The 20,748-nt window shown below is 41.8% G+C and carries 14 protein-coding genes; 1 reads left to right on the top strand and 13 read right to left on the bottom strand.

The window, feature by feature from the left end; all coding sequences use genetic code 11:
* Window positions 1-250 precede the first annotated feature (250 nt).
* From JMX48_RS11900 to JMX48_RS11870, 7 genes are all read right to left on the bottom strand, one after another.
* The gene (locus JMX48_RS11900; protein WP_201538067.1) at window positions 251-2,035 is read right to left on the bottom strand and encodes an acyl-CoA dehydrogenase C-terminal domain-containing protein; all 1,785 of its coding nucleotides are present in this window, start codon (window positions 2,033-2,035) and stop codon (window positions 251-253) included.
* Between the two features lie 499 nt (window positions 2,036-2,534).
* Window positions 2,535-4,328, bottom strand: a complete 1,794-nt coding sequence (locus tag JMX48_RS11895; protein ID WP_201538065.1) for an acyl-CoA dehydrogenase C-terminal domain-containing protein — start codon at window positions 4,326-4,328, stop codon at window positions 2,535-2,537.
* A gap of 566 nt (window positions 4,329-4,894) precedes the next feature.
* Window positions 4,895-6,604, bottom strand: a complete 1,710-nt coding sequence (locus JMX48_RS11890; RefSeq protein WP_201538063.1) for a putative bifunctional diguanylate cyclase/phosphodiesterase — start codon at window positions 6,602-6,604, stop codon at window positions 4,895-4,897.
* 63 nt (window positions 6,605-6,667) lie between these two features.
* Entirely contained in the window at window positions 6,668-7,528 is an 861-nt protein-coding gene (locus tag JMX48_RS11885) for a 16S rRNA (uracil(1498)-N(3))-methyltransferase (RefSeq protein WP_201538061.1), read from the bottom strand.
* Between the two features lie 214 nt (window positions 7,529-7,742).
* A complete protein-coding gene (locus tag JMX48_RS11880; protein ID WP_201538059.1) occupies window positions 7,743-8,591 on the bottom strand; it encodes a methylenetetrahydrofolate reductase in 849 nt (282 codons plus the stop codon).
* A gap of 13 nt (window positions 8,592-8,604) precedes the next feature.
* On the bottom strand, window positions 8,605-10,029 hold the full coding sequence (gene ahcY, locus JMX48_RS11875) for an adenosylhomocysteinase (RefSeq protein WP_201538057.1): 1,425 nt from the start codon (window positions 10,027-10,029) through the stop codon (window positions 8,605-8,607).
* 343 nt (window positions 10,030-10,372) lie between these two features.
* Window positions 10,373-12,313: a TonB-dependent receptor plug domain-containing protein gene (locus JMX48_RS11870; RefSeq protein ID WP_201538055.1), complete on the bottom strand. Its 1,941-nt coding sequence runs from the start codon at window positions 12,311-12,313 to the stop codon at window positions 10,373-10,375.
* A 451-nt stretch (window positions 12,314-12,764) separates the two neighbouring features.
* Here JMX48_RS11870 and JMX48_RS11865 point away from each other — a divergent pair, with 451 nt between their 5' ends.
* Window positions 12,765-14,663, top strand: a complete 1,899-nt coding sequence (locus tag JMX48_RS11865) for a mechanosensitive ion channel family protein (RefSeq protein WP_227688004.1) — start codon at window positions 12,765-12,767, stop codon at window positions 14,661-14,663.
* Window positions 14,664-14,697: 34 nt separating this feature from the next.
* Here JMX48_RS11865 and JMX48_RS11860 read toward each other — a convergent pair whose 3' ends face one another.
* The 6 genes from JMX48_RS11860 to JMX48_RS11835 all read right to left on the bottom strand — a co-directional run bounded on the left by JMX48_RS11860 (window position 14,698) and on the right by JMX48_RS11835 (window position 19,988).
* Complete coding sequence (locus JMX48_RS11860; protein WP_201538043.1) at window positions 14,698-15,399, bottom strand: IS1 family transposase; 702 nt, start codon at window positions 15,397-15,399, stop codon at window positions 14,698-14,700.
* A gap of 130 nt (window positions 15,400-15,529) precedes the next feature.
* Entirely contained in the window at window positions 15,530-16,162 is a 633-nt protein-coding gene (locus JMX48_RS11855) for a DNA-3-methyladenine glycosylase family protein (RefSeq protein ID WP_201538041.1), read from the bottom strand.
* A gap of 148 nt (window positions 16,163-16,310) precedes the next feature.
* Complete coding sequence (locus JMX48_RS11850; protein WP_201538039.1) at window positions 16,311-17,042, bottom strand: Smr/MutS family protein; 732 nt, start codon at window positions 17,040-17,042, stop codon at window positions 16,311-16,313.
* Between the two features lie 115 nt (window positions 17,043-17,157).
* The gene (trpC, locus tag JMX48_RS11845; protein ID WP_201538038.1) at window positions 17,158-18,045 is read right to left on the bottom strand and encodes an indole-3-glycerol phosphate synthase TrpC; all 888 of its coding nucleotides are present in this window, start codon (window positions 18,043-18,045) and stop codon (window positions 17,158-17,160) included.
* A gap of 86 nt (window positions 18,046-18,131) precedes the next feature.
* On the bottom strand, window positions 18,132-19,253 hold the full coding sequence (trpD, locus tag JMX48_RS11840) for an anthranilate phosphoribosyltransferase (protein WP_201538036.1): 1,122 nt from the start codon (window positions 19,251-19,253) through the stop codon (window positions 18,132-18,134).
* A 111-nt stretch (window positions 19,254-19,364) separates the two neighbouring features.
* Complete coding sequence (locus tag JMX48_RS11835) at window positions 19,365-19,988, bottom strand: anthranilate synthase component II (RefSeq protein WP_201538089.1); 624 nt, start codon at window positions 19,986-19,988, stop codon at window positions 19,365-19,367.
* Window positions 19,989-20,748 lie beyond the last annotated feature (760 nt).

The raw sequence follows: 20,748 nt of genomic DNA, 5'->3' as shown, positions 1-20,748 counted from the left end.
ATCGTTTTTATATTCAAAATGAGTCATCGTGTAATTGGGTGCAATGCTCAACATTGCTAAAATGCAGTCATACTTTTGCGTCATTTGAGCGATATTGATATTTGCGTTATTTTAATCGTAACCATGCGTCGATAGTTAATTATTTTGTTAGCAGTTGTTTTATTAGCCATGACTATTATTTGACAAAAAAAAGGACAGTAACGTTACTGTCCTTTTTATGAGAGTACTATAGATTGGTTATTGTGACTATTTAGATAGCAGGCACATCAAAGTAGTCAAGATCAAAGTTCATCATCGCATCACTACCAGCTTGAACCATTTTTGCATGAGCATCCAGACGTGGCAAGATACGGCCGACAAAATAATCGGCAAGCTTGGCTTTATTGGTATAAAAGTCACCTTCTTTACCATTCGCCGCTTCTACCATTAATGCAAACATGTACGAATAAGCGAGATAGCCAAAGGCATGCATATAGTCAACGGCACAGCCATTGATTTCATTTTTACGTTCACCAATATTGCTAAGTACGGTTTTGGTCAATGCATCAATCGTATCTACCGCCTCTAGCGTTGCTTGCTTGATGGCGTGATCCGCTTGCATATTGTTCACAAAGTCACGAATTTCACCCAAGAAATGCATGACATATTTGCCATTATTTTTCGCCACTTTACGACCCAATAAATCGAGGGCTTGAATACCGTTGGTGCCTTCATAAATTTGAGCAATACGAGTGTCACGAACGATTTGCTCCATACCCCATTCGCGGATGTAGCCATGACCACCAAAGACTTGTTGGCAATCAACAGTGGCTTCAAGCGCTTTATCGGTTAAGAATGCCTTAGCAACTGGCGTCAATAGGGCAACGCGAGCAGACGCTGCTTGTGCTGCCTCAGGATCAGTACTAAATTTTTCTTCATCCAGGCTTTTGGCGACATACATAGCAAAGCAACGTGACGCTTCACTGTTGGCTTTAGCATTCAGTAGCATACGGCGAACATCGGCATGATGGATGATTGCGTCCGCAGGCTTTTCTGGGCTTTGCAGTTGTGTATCACTACGACCTTGACCACGGTCATTGGCGTATAGAGCTGCATTTTGATAAGCAAGCTCAGAACCGCCAAGGCCTTGCAAGCCCATGGTGACACGCTCATAGTTCATCATAATGAACATTGAAGACAGACCAGTGTTTTCTGCCCCAACCATCCAACCCTTAGCACCGTCAAAGTTCATGACACAAGTGGCAGATGCCTTGATACCCATTTTGTGCTCGATAGAACCGACGGCTAGCGTATTGCGCTCGCCTAAGCTACCGTCTTCATTGACTAAGAATTTTGGTACGACAAAAAGCGAAATACCTTTTGAGCCTTCTGGTGCGTTAGGCGTTTTTGCCAGTACTAAGTGAATGATGTTTTCAGTGAGGTCGTGCTCACCGCCAGTGATAAATATTTTAGTGCCAGAAATACTATAACTGTCGTCATCGTTAGGCACGGCTTTGGTTTTAATGATACCTAGGTCAGTACCTGCATGTGGCTCTGTTAGGCACATGGTACCAGCCCATTCACCGTTATACATTTTCTCTAAATAGGTTTGTTTTTGCTCTTCAGAGGCGGCCGCATTCAGACAAAGTGTCGCACCGACGGTTAGGTTTGGATACAACGCGAATGATTGATTGGCCGTGAAAATCATTTCTTCGGCAAGCATGGTCACCATTTTTGGGAAGCCTTGACCGCCATATTCAGCGTTACCACTTAAGCCAACCCAGCCTGATTCAGCATATTGCTTATAAGCGTCTTTAAATCCGGTCGGAGTAGTGACGACGCCATTACCTTCAAAGGTTGCACCTTCTTCATCACCGCTACGGTTAATGGGAAGTAGGATGTTTTTTGACAGTTTTGCCATTTCTGTCAAAATCATATCGACTGTTTCCATGTCAACGTGTGCTAACTTTTCGTTATTTTGCCAAAATTCTGGCGCTTTGAATACATCAGTTAATATAAAGCGCATGTCGTTCAGAGGGGCATTATAAACAGCCATAAACATTCCTTGGTTTAAATGAATAAAATTGGAGTTGTTAAGATTATCAACTGTTTTTCTGATGTAACCTTATTAAATCATAATCAAAGTTTAACAAATAAGCGTGTAAGCGGGGTATTTCTTCGTGAATTATGCGTACACCAAAAATTAGTAACGGCTATTGCAGTAAATAACTATAGTCGATGAAAAGTTAAATCAATACATTAATAGTCAGATACTACTGGTATAAATTTTCTTCGCTTGCTATGCCGTTGCAGACAGAGGTCTCTGAAAATTCATTCCAGCAGTACGGTAGCGCTTTTATTGTTTTTAACTACATATTTTGAAAGTAGTAATGACTCATAAAAAGCTGATAATCATCAGTTATCAGTAGGAATGTTCAACATAACGGTGCCTAACGTCACTAAAGATATATGCATAAAACAAATCGGCAACACACCTAAGTATGTTGCCGATTATTAAGAAATTTTAGTGAATCAATGAGCCGTTAAAAATTTAATTAAAAAGCAAACTGATCAACATTCATGCTCATGTACGGCTCAACGCCAGTAGCGATACGCTGTGCGTGAGTCGTGGTACGTGGCAATAATTTAGCAAAGTAGAATTGTGCAGTTTTTACTTTGGCATCATAGAATGCTTGTTCGCTACTACCGTTTGCGATTTCGGTTTGAGCAATTAATGCCATACGCGCCCATAAGTAGGCAAGGGTAACGTAACCACTAAAGTACATGTAATCGACCGCTGCGCCGCCTACGGCTTCAGGGTTTTCAGAGGCTTGTTCGCCAATGCGCGACGTTAGGTTGCCCCATTCTTCAATATGCTTGACAAGAGGAGAGATGAATTGATCCATCTCATTATTGTCTTTGTTGTCTTCGCAGAACTGCTGAATAACGTTGGTGAAGTTCGCAAGCAATTTGCCTTGTGAGCCCAATACTTTACGACCAATCAGATCAAGTGCTTGAATTTGAGTCGTGCCTTCATAGATACAGGAAATAGTTGTATCACGGACATTTTGCTCCATGCCATACTCAACACAGAAACCACTACCGCCTAATGCTTGAACGCCATGTCTGGCGGACTCAAGACCCGTTTCGGTTAAGAAAGCTTTACCGATAGGCGTAAGCAATGACAGCATTTGATCAGCATATTTGCGAGCATCGCCTTCACCTTTTGCTACGGTATCAGCAAACTGCGACATATAACCAATTAATGCACGGCCACCTTCAGCAAATGCTTTAGTCGTCAATAGCATATCACGAACAGCAGGATGCACGATGATAGGGTCAGCCACTTTTTCAGGGAATTTAGCGCCGTCTAAAGAACGAAATGCTAAGCGTTCATTGGCAAAAGCCAATGCACCTTGAAAAGCGAATTGAGAGGCGGTAACCCCTTGAATAGAAGTACCGATTCGTGCCACATTCATAAAGGTAAACATGTAGTTCAAACCACGGTTTTCTTCACCGATCAAATAACCAGTTGCTCCATCATAGTTGATGACGCAAGTGGCTGAGGCTTTAATGCCCATTTTGTGCTCAATAGAACCACAAGAGACCGCATTACGCTCGCCTAAGCTGCTGTCGTCATTGACCATGAACTTTGGTACGACAAATAAAGACAAGCCTTTGGTGCCCGCTGGTGCATCTGGAAGACGCGCTAAAACAATATGGATAATATTGTCAGACATATCATGCTCGCCTGCAGAAATCCAGATTTTGCCACCGTTAATTTTATAGGTTCCATCAGTATTAGGTTCAGCTTTGGTGCGCACTAAGTTTAAGTCAGAGCCACATTGTGGTTCAGTCAAACACATGACACCTGTCCATTCACCGGAAACTAGCTTTGGCAAATACTTTTGTTTTTGCTCGTCAGTGCCATGATGTTCAAGCGTAGAGACACAGCCTTCAGATAACCCAGGATACATACCAAACGACCAGTTAGCGGTACCTACAAACTCAGAAATAGCTGAGTTTAGCGACATTGGCATGCCTTGACCGCCGAACTCTTCATCAGCTGTCAAAGAGGTAAATCCAAGTTCGCAATATTGCTTATAAGCTTCTTTGAAGCCTTTAGGGGTAGTGACTTCACCATCGTTAAAATGACAGCCTTCTGCATCACCGCTCATATTCAGTGGTGACAGCTCATTTTCAGCGAAGCTAGCGGCGGCTTCTAGATAGCTATCTACAATATCGGCCTCAATATGAGAGAACGCGTCAATCGTTTGATAATGTGCAGTGCTGTTTAAAAGTTCATGCATGACAAATTTCATATCACGTAGGGGCGCTTTATATTGCATAACTTCCTGTCCTTTTGGGAATGCAATCGAGACCAATAGTTAATCATTCTATGACAGCGCGAAAATTTCGCACATGAGGCAGAACTGACTATATCCGGACTTTCTACTGAAGTTGTAGACAAGGATGCGAATTATCTAAGGTATCGATTGTATAAATAGTATTGAGACGAATAGTAATTGTCAGAGTCCGTTTAATATTTAATCAGGTCTAACAAATTCATTATAAAAGATAGGCTTTCAGAGGCGATTATACAAGTTTGGTGACAGCACTGATAAGTCATGAACCTATCTTGCATCGGTTATATAATCGACGGTAGGGGTTAAGAGTGAAAAGCATGATCGCTATTAAAATGCTAATAATATTAAAAAGATACAAGGCAATTAAGACACATGTATTAGGGCGTGTCCTCAATCTGAAAATGGTGATAAAAATAAGATAAATGGCAGCCAAACAAGGAAAATAGCGCAGATAATATCGAGATATTGACCAGCTATTTGACGTAGTTTGGCAAGATTTAGCTATTTTTAGCCCATTTAGTCGCTTTTGTTCAGATTGAGGACATGCCCTAGGAGGCATATTGCTTAGTCAACATTTCAGTTGCAACCTCAGCGGTTACTGGTCTACCAAGCCAATAGCCTTGACCATACTGACAGCCCATAGCCAAGAGTACGTCGCGCTGCTGCTCGGTTTCGATACCCTCAGCGATGACTTGCATATCTAGGGCAGTGGCCAAGTCTAAAATGGCCTTTACAATCGCGTGCTGGGTACGATCAGTCGCGATATTGGAGATAAAGCTTTTATCAATTTTAATAAAATCGAACGGATATTCTTGCAGGTAACTTAAGGAGGCATAACCCGTACCAAAATCATCCAAAGCGAGAAATACGCCTAACTCTTTGAGCGAATTAAGTTGTTTTTTTACGTGAGCATGGCGCTGGATTAAGGAAGATTCAGTCACTTCAATATGTAATTGCTGGGCGAAGATATCATGCTGTGTCAGTAGGCTGCTCACCATCTCAAAAAAATCAGGATGGATAAATTCAGCCGCGTCCGCATTGATACAGATATGCTGACAAAAACCTTGTTGTAGCCAAATGGATAACTGTTTGGTAATTTGAATAGCCATTTGTGAAAACAGCTCAAACGATAGCTTGTGAGTGATAATAGCATCAATAAAATGTATAGGTGATAGTAGACCACGAGTTGGATGTTGCCAGCGTACTAACGCTTCAAAACCAGTGATAATACCAGTAGCCAGCTCAAATTTTGGTTGATAATGAGGTACAAACTGACCTTCAATGGTGGCGACTCTAAGCTCAGCTTCTAATTGCAAGCTACCGTTGGTTTCCTCATCAATAGCGGTATTATACCAGCAGATATCATCACCACCTTGCTGTTTGACATAGTGTAGGGCTTTTTCAGCTTTGGTTAATAACCCGATCAAATCATCGTCATTTTTGGGGAAATAACTGACTCCAGCGGAAATACGACAATAAATGTTTGTCTCTGGCGCTAAGTTTTCATCTAAACAAAAAGGGCGCTCACACATTTGTATCAAACGGTCTAATTGATGACGTATCATATTGGCGTCATTACACTCAAATGCTAAGGCAAAGTCATCACCGCCAAAATGAGAAAAACAATGCAAACTATCTAGCTTAAGTTCTTTGACGCGTGTTGCGAAATCTCTTATCAGAGTATTGATACCATCAGGGCCTAACAAGCTTGCAAGGTTACGATAACGGTCAATATTTAGGCGCACAACGATGACTTCTTGGTAACTGTCTAATAATAAATCACTGGTTAGACTCAAAAATACTTTACGGTTTGGCAAACCAGTCACTTGATCGTAATTGAGCAGGTGTGTCACTTGCTTTTGATCTTTGACAACCGCAGACATATCACGCACCATACCGACATAATAAACAGTATGCTCGATACAAATCTTGCGATAAGTCATATGACATTCAATAATTTGGCCGTAGCGGTTCGGCATCGAAAAATCACTTTCATAAATACCACTGCTGTCTAAGTGATCAATAATATCCGCTAAAATGACTCTTTCTTCTTTCTCCAAAAATTCTGCTGCATATATACCAAGCGGTCGTCCCAGTATAAATGCCTCACTATAACCAACGATCATCTCGTAACTGGCATTGACCGATAAATAGCGAAATTTGTCATCTAAGATAAAAATAGCGTCATCAAACTGTTCACATAACTTGGTCAGTAATTGCTGCTTATCGGCGATGGGAATAGGTTTAAAAGTAGGCATAATTGGGACTCATAATCTCAAAATTGAGTGATAGATTTAGTTGCGTCTATAAGGTCTGAACCACTAATGACTCAAAGCATGCATGGTTGCGAGCGCCACTACTGGTGCAGTCTCAGTACGTAATATCCTTGTACCAATTTGCCAAGCTTCGAAACCAACTTCTGCTGCTTGCTCATATTCGTCGCTACTGAGTCCGCCCTCAGGGCCAATTAATAACTCAACATAAGCATTTTTTTGCTTCAAAATTGTTGGCAGCGACTCAGGCATAGCAGGTTGCCCTACTGCGGGCACACTCAGTTGTATACGCAAGTCAGCTGCTCGTTGTAATACTTGATAATAAGGGTCTTGACTGAGCGTAGCAACTACAGGGCTAATCGCTATTTCTACGTTTGCAGGCTCAGCTTCTAAATGGCTCAGCCAATCATCGATGGATAAAGGCGCAATAATAAGCGGTGGACGATTCAGTCCGCATTGTTCACAGGCGGCGATAGCAACTTGCTGCCAATGCGCCAGCTTTTTTTCTACTTGTGCTGGCTTTAGGTTGACCTCGCCGTGATGACTGCTAAGCAGTTGGATGGCGGTTGCACCAAGCTCAGTCGATTTTTGGATCGCATAGTCCATTCGTTCACCGCGACTCATTACCAACCCTATTTTGGTAAAAACAGATGGACTGCGATCATCAGCTAGATGCGCAAGTAAAGTCGCCGTGGCGTGTTTTTTGCTGATGGTCTGTAGCTGCACCTGATACTCACCACCAAAGCCATCAAATAAAACACCTTGGTCACCAATATTTGCCCGTAATACACGGCACCAATGGTGGACGATGTTTTCTGTTAATTCGACGCTAGCACCAATAGGCAGTGCGCTCAGTTGAGGAAAGGTGTTGTTCTGATCGTTACTGGTGGCATAAAAAAAACGTCGCACAGTCGCTTAGTCCTATATTTTGTATAATGATATGCTTAAATATCTTAGCAGAATATTGTTTGAGAAGGGATTCTCGTTAGTAGATTTTACATTATATTTATAATAATAAGTTTCATCTGACGTGCAAATAAATAATAGCAGCAACAAAAAACTGGCGCTCCTAAGAACGCCAGTCATTAAATGATAAATACAGTACTGGTTTAAGCAGAGGATTCTAAGCAGAAAGCCCCAACGCTTCAACCAAACGCTTATTAGGCTCAATCTTATTCATGCTATAAAAATGCATGGCGGGTACGCCCTCACTAATTAAGCGCTCACATAAGCGATAGACCACGTCAAAACCAAACTCACGAATGGCAGTGCGGTCATCACCAAAATCAGCCAATCGCTTACGCACATAACGTGGAATATCAGCGCCACAGCTATCAGCAAAGCGTATCAGATTACTAGAGTTGGTAATCGGCATAATACCGGCAACCAAGGGCTGCGCTATGGTATCGATACCGCGCTTCTCTAACGTATCACGCAAATGCAAATAGCTATCAGCGTTATAGAAAAACTGTGTAATCGATGCACTGGCACCCGCTTGGTACTTATTGACTAAGTTACTAACATCAAGCTCAAAGCTACGCGCTTGAGGATGCATCTCAGGATAAGCGGCCACTTCGATATGAAAATGATCACCTGAATGTTCACGGATAAACCGAACCAAGTCTACCGCAAACGGCAACTCACCCATACCCACCTGACCTGAAGGTAGATCACCACGAAGCGCTACCAGACGCTTGATACCTAAGCTTTTATAATGCTCAAGCAATTCAGCAATTTGCGGTTTATCATCACCGATACAAGATATATGCGGTGCAATATCCGTATCACCGCGTTTGCATAATGCTTGAACGATATCTAAGGTGCGGCTACGAGTAGAGCCACCAGCACCGTAGGTTACCGAAAAATACGCCGGTGACAGCTTATTTAGCTCATCGTAAGTGTTCAGTAGCTTTTCATGACCTTGCTCGGTTTTGGCCGGAAAAAACTCAAAGGAGAAAGTAGGCTTAGTCACAGTCTGGCCCCTTTTAGTATTTATAAGCGTCAGGTTTGAACGGACCTTCGACAGGCACACCCAAATATTCGGCTTGTTTTTCGGTCAGCTTAGTCAAAGTGCCGTTAAAACCTGCAACCATCGCAGCAGCGACTTCTTCGTCTAGCTTTTTCGGTAAGACTTTGACGTATAAATTGTCAGTACGATTATCTGCTGGCAAGTCGGCAAATTTTTCTTCGAATAGATACATTTGCGCCAATACTTGGTTAGCAAATGAGCCGTCCATCACGCGTGATGGGTGACCAGTGGCATTGCCTAGGTTTACTAAGCGGCCTTCAGCAAGCAAAATCAAATAATCGTTTTCATCGTCTGAGCGGAAGATTTGATGGACTTGTGGTTTGATCTCAACCCAGCGCCAGTTGTCACGCATAAACTGAGTGTCGATTTCGGTATCAAAGTGACCGATATTACAAACGACCGCACCAGGTTTAAGCGCCGCTAGCATATGTTTATCACAAACATGGTAGTTACCAGTAGTCGTGACAATCATATCGGTGTCTTCGAGCAAGCGAGTATTGATATTGTCTGCGCCGCCCGTATTATCACCATTAATGTACGGTGATAGTACTTCAAAACCGTCCATACAAGCCTGCATCGCACAGATAGGATCAACTTCTGATACCCGTACAATCATGCCTTCTTGACGTAAGCTTTGCGTAGAGCCTTTGCCCACATCGCCATAACCTATCACTAAAGCGCGGCGACCAGCAAGAAACATATCAGTTGCGCGTTTAATAGCATCGTTTAAGCTATGACGACAGCCGTATTTGTTATCATTTTTAGACTTGGTAACAGCGTCATTAACGTTGATAGCTGGTACTTTTAGCGTACCTTTATTTAGCATCTCAACCAAGCGATGGACGCCAGTGGTCGTTTCTTCTGAAATACCATGGATATTATCGAGAAGCTCAGCATAATCATTATGAATCAAAGCCGTTAAATCACCGCCATCATCCAGGATTAAGTTTGCATCCCAAAGTTGACCTGATGCTTCACCGCCGACATGGATTTGCTGACGCAAGCACCATTCGTACTCTTCTTCTGTTTCGCCTTTCCAAGCATAAACAGAGATACCAGCAGCAGCAATCGCAGCAGCAGCATGGTCTTGAGTTGAGAAGATGTTACATGACGTCCAGCGAACTTCAGCACCCAACGCGACTAGTGTCTCGATAAGAACAGCAGTTTGAATAGTCATGTGGATACAGCCAGCGATTTTAGCGCCTTTAAGTGGCTGATCTGCTTCGTAGCGGCGACGCAAACCCATTAGGGCAGGCATTTCAGCTTCGGCAAGAGTGATTTCACGGCGGCCGTAATCAGCAAGGCTGATATCAGCGACTTTATAGTCAGTGAAAGAGGGATCGATCGTATGGGCAGATGGGGTGTTAGACACTGCGTCCATAATATGCTCCTATCAGTGGTTAATTTATGATAAAAAGAATAAAAACGCAGGTGCCGTTATTTGCGCTGTGAGCGACCAAAACAATGGACACTCAACAGTTAACCGAGCCTAACATAATCTGTGATTTGCATAGCTTTAGAGCCTAAATGCAATATTAGATATTATGGCGCAACACCTCTCGGAGGTCGTTATTGTAATGTATGGCAATTAATTTGTCACCTATTGGCTAAGTAAAATAGTAAGCGTCTGTGATGCGTATGACACGTAAAATTGACAGCCATAAAAAAAGGCCATCGATTGATGACCTTAATTGTTCATTTAAGTTTGCTCAATTTAACTGAAATTAGAACCAGTTGTAAGTTAGTGAGGTGAAGTAGTTTGTCCCTTCAGTAGCATATTCTGTACCGAATTGATTAGCCAAAGTATAGTCTTCATCAGTAAGATTATCGACTCGTAAATTAGCACGAAGATTAGGCGTAATATAAACGCTGCCACTTAAATTAACCAAAGTATAACTATCTAACTTGGTTTCATTGGTTACGTCAGAGAATCTATCATCAGTATGTTTAGCTTCAAGGCGCACATCAAAAGTAGGTTGCTGATAGCCAATATAAATTAAACCGCTATTTTGAGGACGGTAGACGAGGTCGTTACCTTTATTCGCACTATTTGATGTGTCGTCCTTTGCATCTAGATAGTCATATCCTAAACCAAATAAAAACGAATCAACGCGCCAGTCTGAGGTCAGGCTTAAGCCTTTGATTTTTGCTTTGCCAGTATTGGTATTACCACCGATTAAATCTTTGACATCGGTATGATAGCCAGTCAGGCGTGAAGTTTGATTATCATTATTATATTCTACGAACACTTCCGTATTTTTGCTGGTTTCGGGCTTCAAATCTGGGTTGCTAAAACCAGGGTAGTAGAGATCATTAAAAGTTGGTGCGCGAAAGCCGGTCGCATAGTTTGCCCCAATGCGTACACCATCCAGTGGACGTACAGCAGCACCTATATTGTAGGTGCTTTCGTTACCATATTGAGAGTTATCATCAACGCGGTAATTGGCTTGCAAATCATAATAAGTATCTGCTAACTGATAACCAACAAAGGCACTTTTTACTTCTCTATCGTCAGGTGAGTAGGCAACTTGGGCGGCTGGTTCTGGAAAGTTTGAAAAATCCAATACATCTGAGGCGTCAAGTTTTTGTGAAAGCCATTCAGCACCGATGGTCACAGTACCCGGTTGGGCGTTAATCTGACTCTCTAAACGTGCCTGCTCTTGGGTGGTATCAAATTGACTGCCTTCTTGATAACTAATAGAGTTAGCATCATGTGAGGTCAGTTTGTCAATACTTTGGCCATAGCTAAACTTGGTAACAGTTAATGGCGTTTGATGTTGAATAAAAGCATTGGCGCTACCATTTTTTTGATCTGAATAGGCATTAGGAAAAGTATTTCCTGCTGAATCAATATCAGTAGTAGAGTCAGAATACAATGCACTGATTCCAGCGCTTAGAGAGTCTGAAAGCTTATGCCGTAATGCTAGACTGGCGTTAGTAGATTCGAAACCATCATCATCAGCGTTATAATCAAGAGAGCTACTATTAGCAATCGCATTAAAACCGTCTGTTTCATTGCGACTGATGCCTAAACTCAATGACGAAGTATCGTTTTTAAGCTGGCCTGTGACGCCTACTTGGTAGTGATTGTTACTGCCGTAACCAGCGGTCGCAGAAACATTGGATTGTTCTACACTGTTGCCTTTAGTGAAGATTTGAATCACACCGCCCATGGCATCAGAGCCGTAAATACTAGAACCTGATGCACCATATAAAATCTCGATACGGTCAATTTGATCAGCAGGTAATAGGTTTAAAGAAGGTGTTCCTGTAGAAATAGAGCTATAACGAATGCCATCAATGATTACGAGAACTTGTTTGCTGTCATAACCACGCATATAAAAATTGCTAGTAGTTCCCATACCGCCGCTTTGAGCGATGTTGATACCTGATTGATTTTTTAGCACATCAACCACTGTTTGACCCTGATAACGCTGTAACTCTTCGCTATCAATAACGCGAGTTTGCGCAATGACATTGCTTGTTTTAGTTGGCGTGCGCGTGGCGGTCACCACAATTTTATCAAGTTCAACTTGTGGTAGCTCATTATCGCTGACAACGTTTATCTCATTGGTAGCTGCTGTAGCGCTAACGGCAAATATGCCAAGCGAGCTTAGGATACACAACCGAAGATAAGTGGTCGAAGATGAACGTGATAAAATCATTTTTAATTCCAAATTAATCAAATAAAGACGTTACAGAAGAGAAAGTCAAGAAGGTAAAAATTACAAAAAGTAATAATTAGATTACAAGCCGCCATTATCTATAAAAGTGATTCACTTATAAACCACTTTAACCTAATATTTATTCACGTTAAGATGAATATTTTTCATGATTGGAGGTTTGTGATTGTTTAAATACCTGTATTATTTTTTATATGAGCTATTTACTATCTATATTGAAGATAGTAATGAAAACTAGCACATAAGAGAGCTAACACAGACGATTGTAAAAACGCGTAATCAAAAGTACTGCTGCAATAAATAGTTGTTATCATAGAGCCCTTTTCCATCTATTTTTAGTTGTAGTATCTATTAAGCTAAGAGGTTTGTTTTGTCTATCAAGCGTAATGTAATCTTCAATATGGAATTGTCCTCATCACATGCAGTTATCAAAATGCCATTAATAGTAGTGGCATTTTTGCTTGCGATGATGATGAGTTTGTTATTTCCTAATACATCCTTTGCCGCTGAAGCAGGGGCGCTTGGTGTGGGTAGCAGTAATAGTGAGGAATCGGCAGACACACCGACACCTGACTCATTTGGGCGTGATACGCCGCGCCACACTGTACAAGGATTTATCAGTGCGCTGAGTGAAAATGATTATTTGCTGGCAAGTAATTATCTGAACTTATCAAAGTCTGACAATCCGACCACTATTGTGAGACAGTTTAAACAAGCGCTGGATGCAGGAGGGCGTTTCCAACCTGATCTACAGATTAATAATAATATCGAGGGTAATTTAACCGACCAATTGCCGCCAAGCCAAGAAAATGTTGGTGCGATTAACATTGGCGAAAAAAGCGTATCGCTGATACTCGAAAGAGTGGTGTCCAAGCAGGGCGAGCAATACTGGCAGTTTTCGAGTGATACGCTCAATTCAATACCAGAGGTGATAGAGAACACCGAGCCCACTTTGGTTTCTCGTTATACCCTTGATTCATTAGAAGGTAAGAAGCTTTTTGGTTACCAAATGGCTGATTTGGTCGCTGCAATAGCCATGATTGTTAGTAGCTTTGTGCTCACTTATATTGTGGTATGGCTGTTGTACCATCTATTGCATATTACCTATCCACGCGTGCGTGGTGCGCCATTGCCGCTGCCTAATAAAGTGATATTACCACTGGCTGTGGTCATTATGGCTCTGATATTGTCTGAGGTGATGGTCTATGCAGGCGTGTCAGTCACGCTGCGCGAACCGGTCAATCGCTTCGCTGATATTGCTTCTTGGCTTGCTCTAACTTGGTTGCTACTCCGAGTTATCGATGCGATATTTACTCGAGCGGTAAACTTAAGTTACAAGAAAAACTATACGGAGCGAGTCTCGATTTTGGGCCTGATGCGCAAAGTTGTTAAGGCGCTGCTGTTGATATTTTCTGTCATCGTCATCTTCGGTAACTTGGGTTTTGATTTGACGACTGGTATCGCAGCGTTGGGTGTGGGTGGTTTAGCATTGGCACTTGGTGCGCAAAAGACCATCGAAAACCTTGTCGGTAGTGTCGTTGTGGTGGCAGATTCGCCCGTACGGATAGGGGATTACTGTAAGTTTGGCACGTATGAAGGTACCGTCATTGATATTGGTATTCGCTCATCGCGCGTGCGTACATTGACGCGTACGATTGTCACTGTACCAAACGGTGATTTTTCATCAATGCAGATCGAGAATTTTACCTCTCGTGATATGTTCCGCTTCTTTCATCAGTTATATATTAAGCGCAATGCTGATATTGACTTGGTCTTTAAAATGGTAAAAGACTTGGACGCATTTATTAAGGAGCATGACTTAACCAATCAAGAGTGGAATCAGGTCAATATCTTAGAGCTACGCCAAGATTGCTATGTCATTCAGTTGCAGGCTTATATCAATGCCAGTGGTATTATTGAGTTTTATGACAAACAGAACGTTTTATTTGTCGATATGCTAAACCAAGTAGCCAGATACAATGTTGAACACGCGCTACCAACGCAGCAGCTCATCGTCAATCAACCTGAACTTGAGCATCACACAGAAAACGACACTAAAGATGACGGAGTTGAATCGATAGAAGATACAGAAAATGACAACGATACAGATAAGGATGATACCACTGCTACTGACCCTCAGGATGTTCATGGTTCGATAAGTTTGAACAAAGATAACGATGGTACTAATAAGGGTGGGCAAATAACTGGCTCGAAAAATAGTAGACAAAGCCACAGACTCAGAGCGTTAAGAAATAAAAGCCGTCTACTAAAAAAAAGTACTTTTAAGCATGCAAAAAGAACATTTGGTTTTTCTATATGGAATCAGCCTTAAAAATTTTGGTGGTGTTCTAAAAAGTATGCTGGCATCAGACATAGCCATAATTGACATAATAGAACACCAGATCAAACACTTTAAAGTGATTGTCGAGCTTCTTTGAGAAACAACAAGTCTTTCTAACGGCTCGACGTAATCGGTGTCTTAAGCGGCAGTTATTACCTTCTATGCCAACGGTATACTGTTTGCCAACCCGTTTGTTATCTGCCTTAAAAGCCGTTATAAAGCTGTCCCAGTTATCCATGCTAATAGAGTCATAGCCCACTTTAAGTTGCTTAAGATGTGCTCTTAGCTTCTTAGCCGTTTTCAAGTCACGTTTACCCCAGACATAAGCCACCATCTCATTGGTAACACGGTCATAAGCATAAATGAGCCAGACTTTACGTTTCTTGCGATACACGTAAGTCCAGAACTCATCAACCTCTAAGCGTTCATAGTAGCGCTTTTTAGGCGCAATTTTATAAACGGATGAGCCTATGGTGCTGAGCACTTTGCCAATACTAACCTCTACTATAACGGCTATGTCTCTAACACCACAACCTCGAACCGTCATTAGTCGTATGAGGTCTTCTATTCTAGAGTGACAGCCGTTATAAGTTAAGGCATGATCTCCAATGAACTGACGTCTACAGTCTTTACATTGGTAGTTTTGCTTACCATAGCTTTTTATGCCATTTTTCTTTAAACTGGGACTGTGACAGTCGGGGCAATTGATATCTATTTGTGTCTTCATAACCTCAAATATATCATCTTGCTTCGGCTGTTACCCTCCTTTATTCTTCAGCATACTTTCTGATACACCACCAAAATTTTAATCAAACAAGACACTTAGATGGGTCATGGCACAAGGTTAAGTGTTTACCTTACAAAGGCATGGCTGTTTTATTGCGCAATAAACCATAGTATGACCATAATAAAAGACTGGCAGCGCTACGATGGGGCGACCAGTCTTGCGTCAGATGCTTTAACTGTTTGGGTGTCGGGCGCTCTGCCAAACCGAGTAACTCCATCGCTGCGACTTTGATGGCTAAGTCATCGACCGCAAGTACATCTGCTCGTTTTAATGAGAATAATAAGTACATCTCGGACGTCCAGCGTCCGATACCAGTCACAGCTGTCAGCGTTTTTATGACTTCTTCATCGGGTAGGGTTTTTAAGGCAGCAAAATCTATATCATGCTCTACTAATGATCGGACGTAACGTGTTTTTTGCTTAGACAAGCCTTTTTCTCGTAACGTCTCGTCTGTCGCTTCATTAATCGCTTGCGGATTGGTCAGATTGGCATCAACCAATCGTTGCCAAATACTAGCGGCTGCTGCCACAGACAGCTGTTGACCTACCATCGCTCTCATTAGCTGCTCAAACCCACCAACATTGTGCCTAAGGCTTGGTAGTCCAACTTGCTTATAGACCGAAGCAAATTTTGGCTCGATAGCAATTAACATTGTGATGTGTTCATCTAACGCTTGAAGGTTTTCAATGGTTTGTATACTCATAATTGATTCACCTTAACAATGAGAAAAATGTGTGCATGAAAGTACTGTAGATATATATCTAAAGGCAGTTATAGAATAAACATACGATTGGCTTATATAAAAAAGGACTGCTTATTCGCAGTCCTTTTTCAGGTTAAAACAGTAATACTTATTCGCCATCAGTTTTAGGCTTTTTAAGCAGTACCAATACAGCACCGTTACCACCGTCTTTTGGCGGGGCAGAGCAAAAGGCCAACACTTCTGGCAACTGACGTAACCAACCATTCACACAGGTTTTTAGGATGGCTTCGCTGCCTTTGCCATGAACAATTTTCACCATAGTTTCATTGTTCTGCTTGGCTTGGCTGAGTAATTGCGTCATCGCATCGCGTGCTTCTTCAATGGTACAACCATGGATATCTACGGCATCATACCAGCGCAACTTGCCTTTTTTGAGCTGATCAAAGATTTTGTTTTGCAAGGTTGGCTGTTTATAAGACAAGTATGCCTCTCCAGCGACAGGATTTAGTAGTGCTTGCATGTCTGACAAGCCTGCACCTAAGTTGCTGGCCTCACTACCTTGAGCGGCAGCACGTTTCGATAATGTCGTTGCATCAGGTTTGCGTGCTTTTTCTGCACTGGCAGGTGAGCGAACGTTTTTGTCTTCAAGCTGATTAACGCCATGCATGGCTTGCATAAACAGAACTTTATCGTCATCGACATGTTCACTGTTTAATTGTTTGACCGTCTTTTTGACCTGTTTTTGGCTCAGCAATGAAACAGGCTCTGTTGGCTTTTGATTTTCGCCTTCAGGCGAATCTGCGTCATGCCCTTTGCTTAGTTGGCCTTTGAGCTCTTTGAGTTGGTCTTGCATTTCTTTTGAAAATAAGGAGTTTGACATAAAAGTTAACGTATCGTTGGTTGATGAATGAATGATTTCATACTATTTATAATAGCCAATATTGTATTCATATTGGCCATCTAATCTTATTAAATCCTAAACTATGTCAGTTACTTTACCCGTCTGCTGCGACGCTCGCAAGTAAGGATTGTAACGCTTGTCCAGGATGATCGGTCTTCATAAACTGCTCACCGATTAAAAAGTGCTGGATATCATGGCTCAGCATCAAACGAATATCGTCTGCACTATGGATGCCACTTTCGGTGACGATAAGAGGTCGCTGTAAGTTATCATTTGGATTAGACGCCATAGCATCGTCAATAGCCAGCTCTCGTAATAGAGTGTTCTTTAGATTAAGTGTTGTTTGCAAATCTACTGTAAAAGTATTCAAATCGCGATTATTGATACCATAGATGTTGTGTTCTGAACGTGGTAATTGTAAAGCACGCTCCAGTTCAGCCTCGGTATGTACTTCAATCAATACGTCCATACCTAGGTCGATACTCAGTGCATGTAATTCTCTTGCTTGAGTGTCATCGAGGCAGGCCATGATCAACAATATACAATCTGCACCCATTAAATAAGACTGATAGATTTGATAAACATCAATCATAAAGTCTTTACGTAATATAGGCAGGCTTACAACGTTAGAGGCTTGAATAAGATAGCTGTCATCGCCCTGAAAATAATCACGGTCTGTCAATACAGACAGGCAGCTGGCACCCGCTTGTTCGTACTGCTGAGCAAATAAGGCAGGCGCAAAATTATGGTTAATAACACCTTTAGAAGGTGAGGCTTTTTTGATCTCAGCGATGATGCCGACACCGTTCTCTTTAGCACTGGCATATCGAAGAGCAGCAGCAAAACCTCGGCGTGGTTTGTCATCAGCGGCCACTTGCACTTTTAAGTCTTCAAGAGATAATACTGCGCGAGCCGCTTTTACTTCTTCTATTTTGGTTGCGACGATGCGCTGTAATACTGACGGAATATTTGTATTGTTCATGCTGGTATCCGAATATCATTAAATGTGAATAGATAGTGCTGGCTAGGTTTGCACAATAATGGTGCTTACTGCTTACTGCTTACTGCTTAACCTTTAGCTGCGAGCAACTGCGTGTATTTGGCTAAAGACTCAAGCTTGATTAAAGCCTCACCATTTTGGAGGATTTTTTGTGCTTGGCTGACACCATTTGGGTAATTGCTGGCAAGCCCTGCGGTATATATCGCCGCGCCTGCATTTAATGCAATCATATCACGAGCTTTGAGTACCGAGCGATCGTTTGTTTCTGTTCCAGATAGTGCAGCACGAATCAAATCAAGGCTTTGCTGTGGAGAGTCAACATCGAGACCAATCAGCGTTTGTGACTCAATGCCCGCATCTTCTGGCATCATCTCATACACGGATATTTCTCCATCTTTTAGCTCAGCGACCGTGGTGGAGGTTGCAAGGCTGATTTCGTCTAATCCATCTTTTGCGCCAACGACCATCACATGGCGTGCGCCCAAGTTTTTCATTACTTTGGCGATAGGTTCACAGAGTTGAGCCGTAAAGACGCCAATGACCAGATTGGGCGTTCCAGCAGGATTGGTTAATGGCCCCAAAATATTAAAGATTGTACGTGATTTTAATTCGCGACGTACTGGATTGGCATAACGCATGGCGCTGTGATGATTGGGTGCAAACAAAAAGCCAAGCCCTTGATTTTCGATACAGTCTTTTGCTTGCTCAGGCGTGAGCGCAAGACTAATACCTGCTTGTTCGAGTAAGTCTGAGCTACCAGATTTGGTCGATACGCCGCGGTTACCATGTTTGGCAACTTGCGCCCCTGCGGCTGCGGCAACAAAGGCGGATGCGGTAGAAACATTAAATAAATTAGCACCATCACCACCCGTACCGACGATATCCACTAAGTAATCACAATCCTTCGGCGTAATATTCGCCGCCAAAGCGCGCATGGCACTGGCAGATGCGGTGATTTCATCAATGGATTCACCCTTCATCCGCAATCCCGTCAAAATAGCGCCCATCATCGCATCGCTACATCTTCCTTGCATGATGACAAGCATGACCTGATACATCTCATCAAACGTTAAGTCAATATGCTGAAATATTCTGCCTAAAGCCGTGGTTAGCAGCTTGTGTATTTCTTCATCAGACAGTCGAGCAATCGTATCTGGTGCGTGGTTTCCCTCTGTTTTAGTCGTGCTCATTATTATCTCGCTTAATATTTTTTATGTATTGGTTTTATTGTAGGCTATTTAGATATGATTACTGTGATTGAGGACTAATCTTATTATTAAACTTTTATTCTCAGTCCACAGCTAACTGACTTGCGGCAATTGGTCTGAGGCTAATACAGCCAAATTATGAGTCTGCAAAAAGTTATTGAGCAACTGATAGCCAGCTTCACTTAAGATAGACTCAGGATGGAATTGTACGCCTTCGATGGCAAACGTTTTATGACGAATGCCCATTATTTCCTCGATACTACCATCAATATTTTGAGTCCATGATGTCAGCTCCAAACAATCAGGTAAACTGGTCTTGTCAATGACGAGTGAATGATAACGCGTGACTTGCGATGGATTAGGTAGTCCTGCAAAAACGCCTTCGTCATTATGATAAATGGCAGATAATCGTCCATGCATGATTTTACCCGCTTTAACCACTCGTCCACCAAATGCTTGTCCAATCGCTTGGTGTCCTAAGCAAATTCCCAATATTGGAATAATCCCCTTAAAAGTTTCGATAACATCTAACGAAATACCAGCACGGTCAGGGTCGCAAGGGCCGGGGCCGATGACGATTACGTCGGGTGCCAAGTTTTTAATGTGTTCGATAGTCATTTGATCGTTACGCCAAACGGTGATGTCCTGCTGTAATTCACCGAAGTACTGTACAATATTGTACGTAAAGCTGTCGTAATTATCGATCATCAGAATCATTAGATTTTCAACTTGTGCACGTGATGGTATTTTCAAAAATTATAGTTATCTATGTTTATTTTGAGATGTCTTAATAATCAAATTCGAGTCAGGTTAACAGTGACAATCGCTTTTGTAGAACGCGGTTATCTTACCACTATTTTGCCGTCTATCAAATGTGGTGTGCAAGCTGCGTAAATGAGCGGTGAATAAAAATTGGTTTTTCTTATCTCGCAGGTTGTGCTTCTCTAATGACGAGCTAATTAAATATTCGTAAACATTAGAGATGCACTATAAAAGCACATCACTGATAAATCATTCATTTCTGATGCACTAATTCTGTGCAAGTCTAGAGTATTACATGAATGTTAGTGAGCTAAAAATAGAGATCTAAACCTTTTAAAAATATTCTTAAAATATAAATATATTAGATTAAGTATTTGAAGTATATGATAATTAATATAGCTATGACTTCTGATAAAATTAAAAAAATAAGTAAATTGGCACAGTCTTTGCAATATTAATGTTACGATTATTTATAGCGATAGCGCGATCCAAAAATAGCGTGATCTAGAAATAGCTAGCAACAACTACCTGAAGAGTGCAGCATGGTAAGTCAGATATTGTTAGAATAATATGAGAACCGATTTGGCATATGAATCATTTTGAGAGATGATCATTGGCCTCATTGAGGATATGATCTAAACGAGCCTCTTGACTAATAACGTGAATAGTGTTGATAATAAGTATAATATTAGATGCGCTGTTTGGCTTTATTTAG

The organism is Psychrobacter immobilis, assembly GCF_904846225.1.
Lineage (GTDB): Bacteria > Pseudomonadota > Gammaproteobacteria > Pseudomonadales > Moraxellaceae > Psychrobacter > Psychrobacter immobilis_F.
The sequence above is the reverse complement of the archived record's forward strand: the minus strand, read 5'-3'. Positions and strand labels throughout refer to the sequence as shown.